This is a genomic window from Stenotrophomonas sp. 10N36, assembly GCF_056395005.1.
The window spans coordinates 20,513-35,685 of record NZ_JBFTIS010000006.1; the positions used below are offsets into that span (position 1 = coordinate 20,513).

The window sequence follows — 15,173 nt, forward strand, 5'->3', positions numbered from 1 at the left end:
CTCACGAAGGAGGAAAACAACTGAATGACTGCGCAAAAATCGCACCAGACGGATGAAGTTTGCAACTGCAGGCCCCATCATGTCCGAAGGTGTACCTGTTCCCTTGCTGGCCGTCCGCGGCCCGGAGTCCTGCGATGCTCGATACGCTCCTCAACTTCCTGACCGGCGGTGTCGTCGGCCTCGGCTGGTGGGGCATGGCACTGGTGCTGCTGGTGTTCACCCAGCTCACCATCTTCGCCGTCACCCTGTACCTGCATCGCAGCCAGGCGCACCGTGGCGTGGATTTCCACCCGGTCATCGCGCATTTCTTCCGCTTCTGGACCTGGCTCACCACCTCCATGATCACCAAGGAGTGGGTGGCCATCCACCGCAAGCACCACGCCAAGGTGGAAACCGACGAAGACCCGCACAGCCCGGTCACCAAGGGCATCGGCATGGTGTTCTGGCGTGGCGTGGAGCTGTACCGCGAAGCCCGCGCGATGCGCGCGGACATCGAACAGTACGGTCGCGGCGCACCGGACGACTGGATCGAACGCAAGCTCTACACCCCGCATGCCAACCTCGGCCCGGTCGCGCTGCTGGCCATCAACAGCCTGCTGTTCGGCCTGCCGGGCGTTGCCCTGTGGGCGATCCAGATGGCGTGGATCCCGTTCTGGGCCGCCGGCGTGGTCAACGGCCTGGGCCACTGGTGGGGCTACCGCAACTTCGAATCGGCCGACACCTCCACCAACCTGACCCCCTGGGCGTTCTGGATCGGCGGTGAAGAGCTGCACAACAACCACCACGCCTTCCCCAGCTCGGCCCGCTTCTCGATGCGCCGCTGGGAGTTCGACATCGGCTGGGCCGCCATCCGCGGCCTGCAGGCTGTGCGTCTGGCCAAGGTGCTGCGCGTGGCCCCGTCCATGGACGTACGCCCGAACATCGCCGTGCCCGATGCCGAAACCCTGAAGGCACTGCTGTCGCATCGCTTCCAGGCCATGACCGACTACCAGCGCAACGTGTTCGTGCCGGCCCTGCGCGAAGAGGCGGCGATGGCCGGCGCCAAGCTGCGCAAGCTGCTGCCGCGCCGCATGCGTCGCGGGCTGGTCAACGACGGCCGCTGGCTCAAGCCGGACTGCCGCGCCCAGCTCAGTACCTGGGTCGAGCAGCGCCCGCGCATCCGCGTGCTGGTCGAACACCGCGCGCGTCTGGCGGCCCTGCTGGAAGCGCGTGGCAACGATGCCGCCGAGCGCCTGAAGCTGCTGCAGGCGTGGTGCCACGAGGCCGAAGCCAGCGGCATCGCCGCGCTGCAGGCCTACGCCGCCCGCCTGAAGGGCTACGCGCTGACGGCGCACTGACCGGTGCGCCTTGGCGTGATGAACCGTGGAGAACGCCGCCTCGTGCGGCGTTTTTCCTGCGTGGCCCTGCTGATGGTCGCCGGCATGGCGCAGGCGCAGGTGGCCGACACCGGCAGCTACCTGCAGCGCATGGATACCGACGGCGATGGCCGGGTCAGCGTCGAGGAATACGTGCAGTGGATGATGTACGCCTTCGAGCGCATGGACCGCAACGGCGACGGCGTGCTCAGCGCCGATGAACTGCCCGGCGGCAAGGGTGCCCCGATCACCCGGGAACAGCAGCGGCAGACCCTGATGCAGCGCTTCCACAAGCAGGACGCCAATGGCGATGGGTACCTGAGCGCGAAGGAACTGGCCGCGCCGCCGCGGTGAGCGTGACGTTCGGACAGGCAGCGGTTCACCGGGGGGACGGCTTAGAATCGCGCCATGCCTGAACTGCCCGAAGTAGAAACCACCCGCCGCGGCCTGGCCCCGCACCTGGAAGGCCGCCGCGTGCATGGCGTGATCCTGCGCCGGCCGGACCTGCGCTGGCCCATTCCCGATGAGATCGGCGCGCTGCTGCCCGGGCAGGCGATCGAGGGCGTGCGCCGCCGCGCCAAGTACCTGCTGCTGGATACCGCCATCGGCAGCGCCCTGCTGCACCTGGGTATGTCCGGCAGCCTGCGGGTGCTGCCCGGCGATACGCCCGTGCGCGCGCACGACCACGTCGACATCAGCCTGGACAACGGCCGCCTGCTGCGCTTCAACGACCCGCGCCGGTTCGGCAGCCTGCTGTGGCAACCCGCCGGGGAAACCCACGAACTGCTGGCCGGGCTGGGTCCGGAGCCGCTCGACGACGCCTTCGATGGCGATTACCTGTTCCAGCGCAGCCGGGGCCGCAAGGCGCCGGTGAAGACCTTCCTGATGGACCAGGGCATCGTGGTCGGGGTGGGCAACATCTACGCCGCCGAAAGCCTGTTCATGGCCGGCATCAACCCGCTGCGCGAGGCCGGGAAGATCTCGCGCGCGCGCTACCAGCGCCTGGCCGATGCCGTGAAGCAGATCCTGGCCTACGCCATCACCCGCGGCGGCACCACCCTGCGCGATTTCATCAACCCCGACGGCGCCCCGGGCTATTTCGAGCAGGAACTGCTGGTCTACGGCCGTGAAGGCGAGCCCTGCCGCCAGTGCGGCCGGCTGCTGCGCCACGCCACCATCGGCCAGCGCGCCAGCGTCTGGTGCGGCTACTGCCAGCGCTGAACCCTCGCACGCCCGTCGCCTTGGCGGCGGTATAGTCCGCCCAACGTCACCGGCGGGGGTGTGCGATGGACGAAGCACCGGATATCACCGTATGGCTGGATTCAGCCCGCGCGGGCGACCGCGCCGCCCTGGACCGGGTGCTGACCCTGCTCTACCAGGAGCTGCACAGCATGGCCCGGCGCCAGTTGGCCGGCCAGCAGGGGCGCACGCTGGATGCCACCTCGCTGGTCCACGAGTCCTACCTGAAGCTGCTCGGCGCACGTGGCGCGGCCCGTTTCGAAGACCGCGCGCACTTTTTCGCCTATGCCGCCTCGGCCATGCGCAGCGTGGTCGTGGATTACGCGCGCAACCGGCTGGCGCGCAAACGCGGGGGCGACCTCAAACGGGTCGACCTGCCCGAGAACAGCAGCAGCGGCGTGCGCCTGGATGAAGACCTGCTGGCGCTGGACGTGGCCCTGGCCCGGCTGCAGGCCGTGGACGGCCACCTGGCCAAGGTGGTGGAACTGCGCTATTTCGCCGGGCTGTCCGAACAGGAGATCGCCGATCTGTGCCAACGCTCGGAGCGCAGCATCCGCCGCGACTGGCAGAAGGCGCGCATGTTCCTGCTGGCCTCGGTGCGCGACGACTGAGCACGGCGGGCAATGACGGTCCCGCGTGGCGGCGCGGGCGGTGGTACATCGTTCGGGGAGCAGATCGATGGAGGCGTCGCGCTGGCGGCAGGTGTCTTCGCTGCTGGACCAACTGCTGGAACTTGCCGACGGCCCGCGTGCGCAGCGGCTGGCGCAGCTGCGGCTGGCCGATCCGACGCTGGCCGACGATCTGGAGCGCCTGCTGGAACACGAGCGCGACAGCCACGAGTTCATGGCCCAGCCGTTGTGGACCGCGGCCCCGCCGGACAGCCGTGCCGGCACCCTGATCGGGCCGTACCGGCTGCTGCGCGCGCTGGGCGAGGGCGGCATGGGCGAAGTCTGGCTGGCCGAACGCGCCGATGGCCTGTACCAGCGCCAGGTGGCCCTCAAGCTGCTGCGCAGTGGCTATGCCGACCCGGGCCTGCGCCAGCGCTTCAGCCGCGAGCGCGAGATCCTGGCGCGGCTGCAGCATCCCAACCTGGCCGAACTGCTCGATGCCGGCGTCGACCTGCAGGGCCAGCCCTATCTGGCGCTGGCGTACGTGGAAGGCGAGCCGATCACCGACTACTGCCAGCGGTTGCAGCTGCCGCTGGAACGCCGCCTGCAGCTGATGCTGCAGGTGTGCGCGGTGGTCACCCACGCGCACGCCAACCTGATCGTGCACCGCGACCTGAAGCCCTCCAACATCCTGGTCACCGCCCAGGGCGAAGTGAAGCTGCTCGACTTCGGTATCGCCAAGCTGCTTGACGACCCGGAGGCACGCGACAACGCGCAGCACCCGGCCACCGAGGCGCGCGCGTTCACTCTCCACTACGCCGCCCCCGAACAGGTGCGCGGCGAACCGGTCACCACGCTCACCGATGTGTACTCGCTGGGCGTGGTGCTGTTTGAAGTGATCACCGGGCGCAAGCCCTACCGGTTGCGCCGGCACAGCGACGCCGAATGGGAGCGCTCGATCCTGGAGGTGACCGCACCACGCGCCTCGGCGGTGGTGCTGCGCGGCAGCGCCGGGAGCCCGCCCACGCTGGCCGATCGGCGGCTGGCCCGGCGCCTGCGCGGCGATCTGGACACCCTCCTGCTCAAGGCCCTCCAGAAGGAACCGGCACAACGCTATGCCTCCGCCGAAGCGCTGGCGCAGGACCTGCGCCGCTTCCTGGAAGGCCGCCCCATCCACGCGCGGCCGCAGCGCACGCTGTACCGCCTGCGCAAGTACATCGGCCGGCACCGCTGGGGCGTGGCGGTGGGCTCGCTGGGGGCCGTGGCGCTGGCCGGCCTGGCGGTGGTGGCGCTGTGGCAGATGCAGCAGGCACGGCGCGAAATCGCCCGCGCCCAGGCCATGCAGGAATTCACCGTGGGCCTGTTCGACCGCGCCGCCGGCGTGCGCCATGGCAGCTTCGACGTGCGCCAGCTGCTGGCCACCGGGCAGCAGCGCGGCGAGGCCGAGCTGGCCGACCAGCCGTTGTCGCTGGCCGATCTGCAGGGCGTGATCGGACGCCTGCGGATCGGCATGGGGGACTATCACCTTGCGCTGCAGACGCTGGACCGCCAGCGCGCACTGCTGGAGCAGGCGGGCGAGGTGCCGCCCCCGCTGCAGCTGGAAGCGGTGACCCAACGCGGACGCGCGCTGCGCATGCTGGGCCGCTCGCGCGAGTGCGTGGCGCACATGACCCCGATGCAGTCGCTGGCCGCGCAACAGCGCAGCGCGCTGCCCGGCCTGGTGGCCGAGTACCACGCCCAGCTGGGCCGCTGCCAGCAGCTGTTGGGCTACCGCGACGAAGCGCGCGCGGCCTTCGCGCTGTCGCTGGCGGTGCGCCGCGATGTGCTGCATGACACCGCCGGCACCGCCGAGAGCCTGTCCGACCTGGCCGCGCTGGACAGTGACGACGGCCGCCCGCACGCCGCCCTGGCCGGCTACCAGCAGGCGCTGCAGCTGCTGCAGCTGCGGCCCGGCGAGCGCCAACCGCAGCTGATCGTCCTGCGCCGCCACTTGGGTGAAACCCTCGCCGCGCAAGGTGACCTGGCGGCCGCCGAGCAGACCCTGCACATCGCCTGGTCCGATGCGGTCAGCCTGTATGGGCCGGACCATCCGGAGACCCTGTCGATCCGGCGCCTGCGTGGCGTGCTGGCCCTGCAGCGCGGTGACCTGCGCCAGGCGGACGCGACCCTGCAGCAGGTCCATCGCCTGACCCGGCTGGCGCTGGGCGAGCAGCACCGCGACACCGGCCTGAGCTGGCACGCGCTGGGCCTGCTGGCGCTGGAGCGCGGTGACAGCAATGAGGCCGTGGTCGATTTCGAGCATGCCGTGGCGATCTGGCGGCAACCGGACTGCGTGCGGTTGTTGCCGCAGGGCCTGTACGACTACGGCAGCGCCCTGGCCCAGGCCGGGCGCTGGCAGGCTGGGCTGGCTGCCCTGCATGAAGGCCGCCAATGGCAGGCCGCGCAACGCGGCGACCACGATCCGTCGGTGCTGCAGGCCGACCTGCGGATGGCCGAGATCACCAGTGCCTACGGCGACCCGCGCCAGGCCGGCGACCAACTGGCGCAGTTGATGCTGCGCCACCGGCAGGGCGGTGCCGAGGCCATGGCCGGGCAACAGGCCCTGCAGTTGGCGTGGGGCAGCAACCTGGCCCGCATGGGGCAGGACGTGGAGGCCGAGCGCGCCCTGTTGGCGGTGGCCGACAGCCGCGCGCCGGACCCGGCCAGCACCGCCGTGCGCTGGCAGGCGCGCACCCGCCTGGCCGCGCTGCACTGCGCGCAGGCGCCGCTGCGCAGCCGCGAGGCGCTGCTGCGGCTGCAGGGCGAGGCCCGGGTGCAGTGGCCGCAGGGCGGCGCCGTGCCGCGCGACATCGACCAGGCGCTGCAGGCCTGCGCCACCGCGACGCTGGCCACCACCCGCTGAGCGGCGGGCTGGCTGAACGCCCCGCGCACGCCACCTCGGCGATTTAACGTTCGCCTGCCTATGATGGCCGGCCCTTTCCTGCCAGTGCTGCCTGCATGCAACGTCGCGACTTCATCCGCAATGCCTCCCTGGCCTTGGCCGCGATCGGCTTCCCGGCGCTGCCTGCCTGCGCCGCGCAGGGCAGCCAGGTGGGCCTGCGCCGGCTCGGCCAGCCGCAGCCGTTCGATTTCGCCACCCTCAAGGGCCAGGCGCGCGCGCTGTCGCAGGCCGCCTACCAGACCCACAAGCGCACGTTGCCCGGGCCGTTGGAAGCGCTGGACTGGGACCAGTACCAGTCCATCGGCTACCGCCAGGACCATGCGCTGTGGGCCGACAAGCCCGGCAAGTACCAGGCCAAGTTCTTCCACCTGGGCCTGTACTTCCATTCGCCGGTGCGCATGTACGACGTGGTCGACGGCACCGCGCAGGAACTGGCCTACGACCCGGCCGCGTTCGATTACGGCAAGAGCGGGCTGAAGGGCAGCCACCTGCCGGCCGACCTGGGGTTTGCCGGCTTCCGGCTCAACACCCGCCAAGACACCAACCGTGATTTCGCCGCGTTCCTGGGCGCCAGCTATTTCCGTGCCGTGGGCAAGGAAGGCCAGTACGGCCAGTCGGCGCGTGGCCTGGCCATCGATACCGGCATGGGCAAGCCCGAGGAGTTCCCGGACTTCATTGCCTATTACCTGGAACAGCCGGCGGCCGATTCCAACACCCTGGTCGTCTATGCGCTGCTGGACTCGCCCAGCGTGGCCGGCGCGTACCGGTTTGCGATCACCAATGGCGACACCCTGCTGATGGACATCGACTGCGCCCTGTACCCGCGCAAGGCCATCGAGCGGCTGGGCATCGCCCCGTGCACCAGCATGTACCAGGTGGGCGAGAACGATCGCCGCATGGCCTGGGACTGGCGCCCGGAAATCCACGATACCGACGGCCTGTCGATGTGGACCGGCAGCGGCGAGTGGATCTGGCGCCCGTTGTGCAACCCGCACAACCTGCGCTTCAACATGTTCGTGGACAACAACCCGCGCGGCTTCGGGCTGCTGCAGCGCGACCGCAACTTCGACCACTACCAGGACGACGGGGTGTTCTACGAGAAGCGCCCGTGCCTGTGGGTGGAACCGAAGGGCCAGTGGGGCAAGGGCTCGGTGCAGCTGGTCGAGATCCCCACGGTGGATGAAACCTTCGACAACATCGTGGCGTTCTGGAACCCGGAGGCCAAGCCGCAGCCGGGCCAGGAGCTGTTGCTGGGCTACCGCCTGTACTGGGGCGCGCAGCCGCCGGCCCGCACGCCGCTGGCGCATTGCGTGGACAGCCGCACCGGGTTGGGCGGGGTGATCGGCAAGAAGCGGGCGTACTTCTCGTGGCGCTTCGCGGTGGATTTCGAAGGCGGCGAGCTGGCCGCGCTGATCGACAAGGGCGAGGTGGAAGCGGTGGTCCAGGCCAGCCGAGGCCGCGTGGAGATCGTGTCGGCGCGCCCGCTGCGCGAGATCAAGGGCTACCGCGCCATGTTCGACCTGGTCCCGCCGGACGATTCCACCGACCAGATCGACATCCGCCTGTACCTGCGCAGCGGCGGCAAGACCCTGACCGAAACCTGGCTGTACCAGTACAGCCCGCCGCCGAAGGGCGCGCCGGAGCGCACGCTGTACTGAGGGCAGGCGGACGGTTCCTGACGTAGCGCCGGGCTCTGCCCGGCTGCTGCTCACATCGGCAACTGTGCCTGGGCCGGTTCGATCTTGCCTTCGCCCCGCGTGATCTTCTTGAACTCGGCCCGGCTCACCGACACGTAGCGCTCGTTGCCGCCAATCTCCACCTGCGGGCCGTCCTGTACCGCATGGCCGTGCTCGTCCACCCGCACGGTCATGGTGGCCTTCTTGCCGCTGTGGCAGATCGTCTTGATCTCCTGCATCTCGTCGGCCCAGGCCAGCAGGTATTGGCTGCCTTCGAACAGCTCGCCGCGGAAATCGGTGCGCAGCCCGTAGCACAGCACCGGAATGCGCAGCTGGTCGACTACCTCGCTGAGTTGCCAGACCTGGCTGCGGCTCAGGAACTGCGCCTCGTCCACCAGCACGCAGCCGAGCTTCCCGTGGGCGTCCAGGTCCTGCGCAATCAGTCGCTGCAGGTCGGTGTCGCGGTCGAAGGCCACGCCGTCGGCCTTCAGCCCGATCCGTGAGGCCACCACGCCCCGCCCGGCGCGGTCGTCCAGCCGCGGGGTCAGGATGGCCACGCGCATGCCCCGTTCCCGGTAGTTGTGCGCCGACTGCAGCAGCGTGGTGGTCTTGCCGGCGTTCATCGCCGAATAATAGAAATAGAGCTTGGCCATCGGCCAATTCTAGACGCCCGGCCGGCTCCCGTGGCTGCCCGGCGTGGCCGGCGGACGCAATCGTCCGCCGTGGCCGGGCCCTCCGACCCGGCCTGACGGCCCGGTACAATGCTCCTCCCCCGGAGATGGCATGCACGGTCTCAATCCCCCCCAAAGCGCCGCAGTGCTGCACTGCGAAGGTCCTCTACTGGTGCTCGCCGGCGCCGGCAGCGGCAAGACGCGCGTGATCGTGGAAAAGATCGCCCAGCTGATCGCGACCAAGCGCTACCCCGCGCGGCGCATCGCGGCGATCACCTTCACCAACAAGTCGGCCAAGGAAATGCGCGAGCGCGTGGCCAAGCGCCTGCACGGCGGGGACGCCGAGGACGTCACCATCTGCACCTTCCACGCGCTGGGGCTGAAGTTCCTGCAGATCGAGCACGCGGCAGTGGGGCTCAAGCGCGGCTTTTCGATCTTCGATGCGGACGACGCCACCTCGCAGGTCAAGGACCTGATGTACGGCGCCAAGCCCGACGACATCGAGGACGTGAAGAATCTGATCTCGCGCGCCAAGAACGCCGGGCTGTCGCCCGAACAGGCCATGGCGGCGGCGCGCAGCACCCGCGAGAAGGAAGCGGCCAGCGTCTACGAGCGCTACCAGCTGCGCCTGACCGCGTTCAACGCGGTCGACTTCGACGACCTGATCCGGCTGCCGGTGCAGGTGCTGGAAGAGAACCCGGAGATCGCCGTGGCCTGGCGCGAGCGCATCGGCTACCTGCTGGTCGACGAATGCCAGGACACCAACGATGCGCAGTACCGGCTGCTCAAGCAGCTGGCCGGCAGCAAGGGCAACTTCACCTGCGTGGGCGACGATGACCAGTCGATCTACGCCTGGCGCGGCGCCAACCCGGAAAACCTGCAGCAGATGGCGCGCGACTACCCGGCGCTGGAAATCATCAAGCTGGAGCAGAACTACCGCTGCTCCAACCGCGTCCTGCGCGCGGCCAACGCGCTGATCGCCAACAACCCGCACGAACACCTGAAAAAGCTGTGGAGCGACCAGGCCGACGGCGAGCGCATCCGCGTGTGGGAGTGCCGCAACAGCGAGCACGAAGCAGAAAAAGTAGCCGCCGAGATCTCCTTCCTGGCGACCTCGAAAAAGATTCCGTGGAGCGATTTCTGCATCCTGTTCCGCGGCAATTTCCAGTCACGGCCGCTGGAAAAGGCGCTGCAGCTGGTGCGCGCGCCGTACCACATCACCGGCGGTACCGCGTTCTTGGAACGCCAGGAGGTCAAGGACACGCTGTCGTGGCTGCGCCTGCTGGTGAACCCCGACGACGATACGGCGTTCATGCGAGCGGTGCAGTCGCCCAAGCGCGAAGTGGGCGCCGGCACCCTGGCCAAGCTGGCTGAACTTGCCTCGGAAAAAGAGCTGCCGATGGCGCACGCGGCTGAAGCCATTGGCGCGCTGTCGCAGCTGCCACCGCGCGCGGCCAATGGCCTGAGCCGCTTCACCGACATCCTGCGCGACCTGCGCGCGGAGATGCCCAAGCTCAGTTCCGGCGACCTGGTGCGCAAGCTGGTGAAGGAATCCGGGCTGGTGTCCGAACTGCGCAGCGCGTGCAAGGAAGAGTCGGTCTACCAGCGCCGGCTGGGCAACCTGGAAGAACTGGCGCAGTGGTTCGAAGGCGGCCCGCGCGGCGCCACCACCGCCGACCTGGCCGCGCAGCTGGCGCTGCTGTCGCGCAACGACAAGGACGACGGCGGCAACCAGGTGCGGATGATGACCATGCACGCCTCCAAGGGCCTGGAATTCCCGTACGTGTTCATCATCGGCTGCGAGGATGGCGTGTTGCCGCATCAGGTCAGCCTGGACGAAGGCAATCTGCAGGAAGAACGGCGCCTGCTGTACGTGGGCATCACCCGTGCCAAGGTGCAGCTGTGGATGAGCTACAGCAAACTCACCCGCAAGTTCGGCGAGCACGTGCGGCTCAAGCCGAGCCGGTTCTTCGATGAAATTCCGGCCGAGGAAATGCAGCGCGACGGCGCAGACCCCGTCGCTGACGCCGCGCGCAAGAAAGAGCGTGCCAGCGCCGGGCTGGCGGCGATCCAGGCACTCTTCGACTGACCCACCGCACGGGTAGAGCCGACCGTTGGTCGGCTGCCCGAAGCGCGTCGGTTGCCGTATCCCGGCTCGAAGAGCAGCCGACCAACGGTCGGCTCTACCGTGTTCGGGGCGCGCATTGCACAATCGGTATATCGCCTTCCACCGGTACCCGCATGTCCGCCGTGATCCAGACCGAACGCCTGCACCTGCGCCTGATCGATCCTGATCACGATGCGGCCGACATGCTGGCCCTGCTCAACGAGCCGGGCTTCATCCGCAATATCGCCGACCGCGGCGTGCGCACCCTGGCGCAGGCGCGCGACTACACCGCCGAGCGCGTGCTGGGCAGTTACACCCTCAATGGTTTCGGCATGTACGCGATCATCCGCCGCAGCGACGGCGCGTGGCTGGGCAATGCCGGACTGGTGCGCCGCGACGGCCTGCCCGCCCCGGACATCGGCTACGCGCTGCTGGCCCAGTACGAGGGCAACGGGTACGCATTCGAAGCCGCGCGCGGGGTCATGCACTACGCCCGCGACGTGCTGGGCCATACCGATCTGTACGGCATCGTCTCACCGGACAACCTGCGTTCGGCCGCGCTGCTGCGCAAGCTGGGCATGGAAGACCGCGGCGACCTGCTGCTGCCGCCACCGCATGGCGGCGATGTAGTGCTGCTGTTCGCCACCCCGGGCGCCCCGGCCCCTGACGCCGACAACCGGGCACACATCAAGGGGTAGAGCCGACCGTTGGTCGGCTGCCCTTAGCCCGACAGACCACGCAAACACCACGAGGTAGCGCCGACCGTTGGTCGGCTGCCCTTAGCCGGACAGATCACACAAACACCACGAGGTAGCGCCGACCGTTGGTCGGCTGCCCCTCACCCCCCCAACTGCGCGCGCAACTCCGCCAGCTGTTCCTGCAACTCCGCCACCGTGGCCTCCAACTGCTGCACGCGCGCTTCCAGCGCCGGGCTGCCACCACCACCGCCACCGCTCGACGACGACCCCTTGTAGCTCTCCGCCAACGCCTGCACGTCCACCGGGCCACCCAGCAGGTGCATGTACCGGTCCTCGCGCTGGCCGCTGGCGCGCGGCAGCTGCACCGCCATGCCGCGCTGGATCATGCGTTCGATGTGGTGGCGCACTTCCTCGGCGTCCTGGAACTGGAACAGGCGCTCGCTGCGGGTCAGCAGCTCGTTCACCGTCTGCGGGCCGCGCAGCAGCAACAGGCCCACGATGGCCAGCTGTTGCCGGGTCAGATCCAGCGCGCTGCCGGCGCGGTGCTCGTAGCGCTCGGCCCGCGAGGAGAACTGCTGGCGGGCCAGGCCCAGGCTTTCCAGCTGGCGCAGCGCGTGGTGCACATCGCCGGCCGACAGCGCCATCACCGGCTCGCGCGCGGTCTTCTGGTTGGCGGCCACCTGGGCGGCATTGACCGTCAGCGGGTAGGCGTCCGGGGTGGTCGCCTCCTTCTCGATCAGGCAGCCCAGGGCGCGGGCCTGGGCCGCGTTCAGCACGGGCAGGGCGGGGGTCTGGGTGTCGTCGGTCATGGCGCGCTCCGGGGTGTTTCAGGGGCGTGCAGCATAGCCGAGCCCTGCCGATGGCATGAACCGGGCCGGACAAGCCGGTAAACTGGCGCGACTTTGTTGCTGGTGACCCCGATGCGTCGTACTGCTGCTGTTTCCCTGTCCGTGCTTGCCTGCGCCGTGATGGCGTTGAGTGCCTGCAAGCGCACCGAAGCCCCGGCCGATGCCGCCCCGCCCGCCGCCGCCGCCGCCGCTCCGGCAGGCGCGCCCGTTGCCAGCGCCGATGCCGCTGTGTCGGCCAACGACAACCTCAACGCGGTGCTGTGGATGCAGCGCGCGCAGGAATACCGGGCCATCACCGAGCAGACCTACCGCGCCGCCGCCGACCACCTGGACAAGGCGCTGAAGGAACCCAACTGGGACGCGCTGGTGTCCGAGGAGCGCGGCAACGCCGCCAAGGGCCTGAAGCCGGCCGTGGTGCTGGACGTGGATGAAACCGTGCTGGACAACTCGCCCTACCAGGCGCGCCTGGTGCGCGACGGCAAGGAATACGACGAGATGACCTGGGACCAGTGGGTGGCCGAAAAGAAGGCCAAGGCGATCCCCGGCGTGGTCGATTTTGCCAAGGCCGCCAATGCCAAGGGCGTGACCCTGCTGTACATCTCCAACCGCGCCGTGCACCTCAAGGAGGCCACCCTGGCCAACCTGCGCGCCGAAGGCCTGCCGGTGGCCGACGACAGCGTGTTCCTGGGCCTGGGCACCGTGGTGGAAGGTTGCGAGCAGGCCGGCAGCGAGAAGAACTGCCGCCGCCGCCTGGCCGGCCAGAAGTACCGCGTGCTGATGCAGTTCGGCGACCAGTTGGGCGACTTCGTGGAAGTCACCGCCAACACCAACGACGGTCGCGACGCACTGCTGCAGCAGTACCACGACTGGTTCGGCGAGCGCTGGTGGATGCTGCCCAACCCGACCTACGGCGGCTTCGAGCCGGCGCAGTTCAACAACGACTACAGCCAGTCGCGCCAGGCCCGCCACGACGCCAAGCGCGCCGCGCTGGACTACGCACCGTGAGCCGCGCCCCGCTGCCGCTGCGCGATGACGAGCGCCTGATCTTCGCGCTCGATGTGCCGGGCCGCGACGAAGCGCTGGCGTGGGTGGACCGGTTGGGCGACAGCGTGTCGTTCTACAAGATCGGCATGGAACTGCTGGCCTCCGGCGAATACTTCCAGGTGCTCGAAACGCTGGCCGCGCGCAACAAGCGCGTGTTCGTCGACCTGAAGTTCTTCGACATCCCGGCCACCGCCGCGGCGGTGATCAAACGCCTGTCGCAGTGGCCGGTGAGCTACGCCACCATCCACGGTTGGCACCCGGCCATGATGGAGGCGTGTGCGGCCGCCAACGGCAGCGACATGCGCCTGCTGGCGGTTACCGTGCTGACCTCGATGGGCCATGAGGACCTGCGCGGCATGGGCATCGACCGCGAACCGGTGGACGTAGTGGTCGAGCGTGCACTGGCCGCCCAGGCCGCCGGCATCGACGGCGTCATCGCCTCCGGGCAGGAGGCCGGGCCGATCCGCGCCGCCACCGGTGCCGGTTTCTCCATCGTGTGCCCGGGCATCCGCCCCGGCGGCCCGGTGGGCGACGACCAGAAGCGCACCGTGGGCGTGGCCCAGGCGTTCGCCGACGGCGCCGATGCCATCGTGGTGGGTCGCCCGATCCGCCTGGCCAGCGACCCGCGTGCCGCCGCCGACGCCATCCAGCTGGAAATCGCCACCGCCTGGCGCGCCCGCCAGGCCTGAGTCCGCGGGCCCGCTCGACCCGCCGCCGCGACGTTGTGCGGCGGGTGGGCGACCACCCGCCGGGCACGCCCCACGTGCCATGACGGCATGATCCCCGAACACCGCCGACGGCTTTCACAGCAGGCCATCGGCCGCCCGGCACACCGGTAGGGTCGCGCCCCAGCCGACCGCCGCGATGCACCCCACATGCGATGCCGGCATGACCTGGAACACCGCCGACGGCCTTCCCGGACGCCGCGCCCACGCATCAGGAAACGCCGCACTCCCGGTGAACTGGGATTACGCACCCGTTCCGCTGCCCCTCCCTGCGATGGAATCGATCCTGCCGGTGCATTCCTGCCCGGCCTGTTTCCATCAATGCAATGGAGGTGCCGCATGCATGTCTTCCCCCGACTGGCCCTGGCCGCCGGTTTCCTTGGCCTGTCCCTTGCCGCACAGGCGGCACCCGCGTCGCCCGGGGTGCCCACACGCCCGCTGATCATCGGCGGCGAAGACGCGCTGCCCGGGCAGTACCCGTTCATGGTCAGCCTGCAGCGGCTGGACTACGGCGACTCCGACCACGCCCGACACTGGTGCGGCGGCACGCTGATTTCCCCCTCCTGGGTACTCACCGCCGCTCACTGCGTCGAGCGCGCCCAGCCCGGCGGGTATGCGGTGCTGGGGGGCACCACGACGCTGGACACCACGGTCGGCAACCGGGCGTCCAACATCCGCGCGATCCATGTGCATCCGGCGTTCGACCGCAGCACCCTGGTCAACGATGTGGCCCTGATCCAGCTGCGCGAACCCCTGGCCGACGTCACCCCGGCGCAGCTGCTGGAGGGCAGCGACGCCGGCTACCTCCGAACCGGGCGCCGGTTCGATGTGATCGGCTGGGGCAACACCGGGCTGGAGGGCGATGCCGCGTCCCCCACGGTGCTGCAGACCGTCAAAACGCCGTTCGTGCCGTTCCGCACCTGCCGACAGGCCTATCCCGGGCTGCAGGCGGGGGCGGTCATCTGCGCGGGGGAAGAAGGCATCGACAGCTGCCAGGGCGACTCGGGCGGCCCGCTGCTGGTGCAGCGGCGCGGGGCCTGGGCGGTGCTGGGCGTGGTCAGCTGGGGGCAGGGCTGCGCCCAGGCCGGCTACCCGGGCGTGTACGCGCGGGTGGGCGATGGCTACATCAAGGACTTCATCGCCGCGACCTGGACCGGCGACTGACACGGGCGGGAAATACGTGGCGCTGTACTGTTGGCTGACGCAGCGTGGCAGCGGGAGGGCGGCGCAGGGGCGCCGCCGTCCGGCATGGTCGAGCATG

General features: G+C 69.6%; 13 protein-coding genes. 11 read left to right on the forward strand and 2 right to left on the reverse strand.

What is annotated here, in order from left to right:
- Nucleotides 1-134: 134 nt before the first annotated feature.
- The 6 genes from AC1DCJ_RS08010 (at nt 135) to AC1DCJ_RS08035 (ending at nt 7,801) form a co-directional block, all read left to right on the forward strand.
- A complete protein-coding gene (locus tag AC1DCJ_RS08010; RefSeq protein ID WP_128096470.1) occupies nt 135-1,337 on the forward strand; it encodes a DesA family fatty acid desaturase in 1,203 nt (400 codons plus the stop codon).
- Nucleotides 1,338-1,409: 72 nt separating this feature from the next.
- Nucleotides 1,410-1,709, forward strand: coding sequence for an EF-hand domain-containing protein (locus AC1DCJ_RS08015; RefSeq protein WP_478070705.1), 300 nt, complete (start codon nt 1,410-1,412; stop codon nt 1,707-1,709).
- Between the two features lie 54 nt (nt 1,710-1,763).
- On the forward strand, nt 1,764-2,576 hold the full coding sequence (gene mutM, locus AC1DCJ_RS08020) for a bifunctional DNA-formamidopyrimidine glycosylase/DNA-(apurinic or apyrimidinic site) lyase (protein ID WP_141058997.1): 813 nt from the start codon (nt 1,764-1,766) through the stop codon (nt 2,574-2,576).
- A gap of 65 nt (nt 2,577-2,641) precedes the next feature.
- Nucleotides 2,642-3,205 carry an ECF-type sigma factor gene (locus tag AC1DCJ_RS08025; RefSeq protein ID WP_038691429.1) on the forward strand — a complete coding sequence of 188 codons (564 nt, stop codon included), beginning with the start codon at nt 2,642-2,644 and terminating at the stop codon, nt 3,203-3,205.
- Nucleotides 3,206-3,272: 67 nt separating this feature from the next.
- Complete coding sequence (locus AC1DCJ_RS08030) at nt 3,273-6,104, forward strand: protein kinase domain-containing protein (protein ID WP_478070634.1); 2,832 nt, start codon at nt 3,273-3,275, stop codon at nt 6,102-6,104.
- A gap of 95 nt (nt 6,105-6,199) precedes the next feature.
- On the forward strand, nt 6,200-7,801 hold the full coding sequence (locus AC1DCJ_RS08035; protein WP_137191429.1) for an OpgD/OpgG family glucan biosynthesis protein: 1,602 nt from the start codon (nt 6,200-6,202) through the stop codon (nt 7,799-7,801).
- A 50-nt stretch (nt 7,802-7,851) separates the two neighbouring features.
- Here AC1DCJ_RS08035 and AC1DCJ_RS08040 read toward each other — a convergent pair whose 3' ends face one another.
- Nucleotides 7,852-8,472, reverse strand: a complete 621-nt coding sequence (locus AC1DCJ_RS08040; protein WP_038691423.1) for a thymidine kinase — start codon at nt 8,470-8,472, stop codon at nt 7,852-7,854.
- A 130-nt stretch (nt 8,473-8,602) separates the two neighbouring features.
- Here AC1DCJ_RS08040 and AC1DCJ_RS08045 point away from each other — a divergent pair, with 130 nt between their 5' ends.
- Complete coding sequence (locus tag AC1DCJ_RS08045; protein WP_038691421.1) at nt 8,603-10,579, forward strand: UvrD-helicase domain-containing protein; 1,977 nt, start codon at nt 8,603-8,605, stop codon at nt 10,577-10,579.
- A 152-nt stretch (nt 10,580-10,731) separates the two neighbouring features.
- Entirely contained in the window at nt 10,732-11,295 is a 564-nt protein-coding gene (locus AC1DCJ_RS08050) for a GNAT family N-acetyltransferase (RefSeq protein ID WP_478070635.1), read from the forward strand.
- A 140-nt stretch (nt 11,296-11,435) separates the two neighbouring features.
- On the opposite strand, the gene AC1DCJ_RS08055 is transcribed toward AC1DCJ_RS08050, so the two are convergent.
- Complete coding sequence (locus AC1DCJ_RS08055; RefSeq protein WP_478070636.1) at nt 11,436-12,104, reverse strand: YceH family protein; 669 nt, start codon at nt 12,102-12,104, stop codon at nt 11,436-11,438.
- Nucleotides 12,105-12,206: 102 nt separating this feature from the next.
- On the opposite strand from AC1DCJ_RS08055, the gene AC1DCJ_RS08060 reads away from it, so the two are divergent.
- From AC1DCJ_RS08060 to AC1DCJ_RS08070, 3 genes are all read left to right on the forward strand, one after another.
- Entirely contained in the window at nt 12,207-13,148 is a 942-nt protein-coding gene (locus AC1DCJ_RS08060) for a 5'-nucleotidase, lipoprotein e(P4) family (RefSeq protein ID WP_478070637.1), read from the forward strand.
- Nucleotides 13,145-13,876 (forward strand): orotidine-5'-phosphate decarboxylase, encoded by a 732-nt coding sequence (gene pyrF / locus AC1DCJ_RS08065; RefSeq protein ID WP_313423399.1) that lies wholly within the window; start codon nt 13,145-13,147, stop codon nt 13,874-13,876. The genes AC1DCJ_RS08060 and pyrF overlap by 4 nt, the downstream gene beginning before the upstream one ends.
- A gap of 375 nt (nt 13,877-14,251) precedes the next feature.
- On the forward strand, nt 14,252-15,076 hold the full coding sequence (locus AC1DCJ_RS08070; RefSeq protein WP_478070638.1) for a S1 family peptidase: 825 nt from the start codon (nt 14,252-14,254) through the stop codon (nt 15,074-15,076).
- The last annotated feature ends 97 nt before the right edge of the window (nt 15,077-15,173 follow it).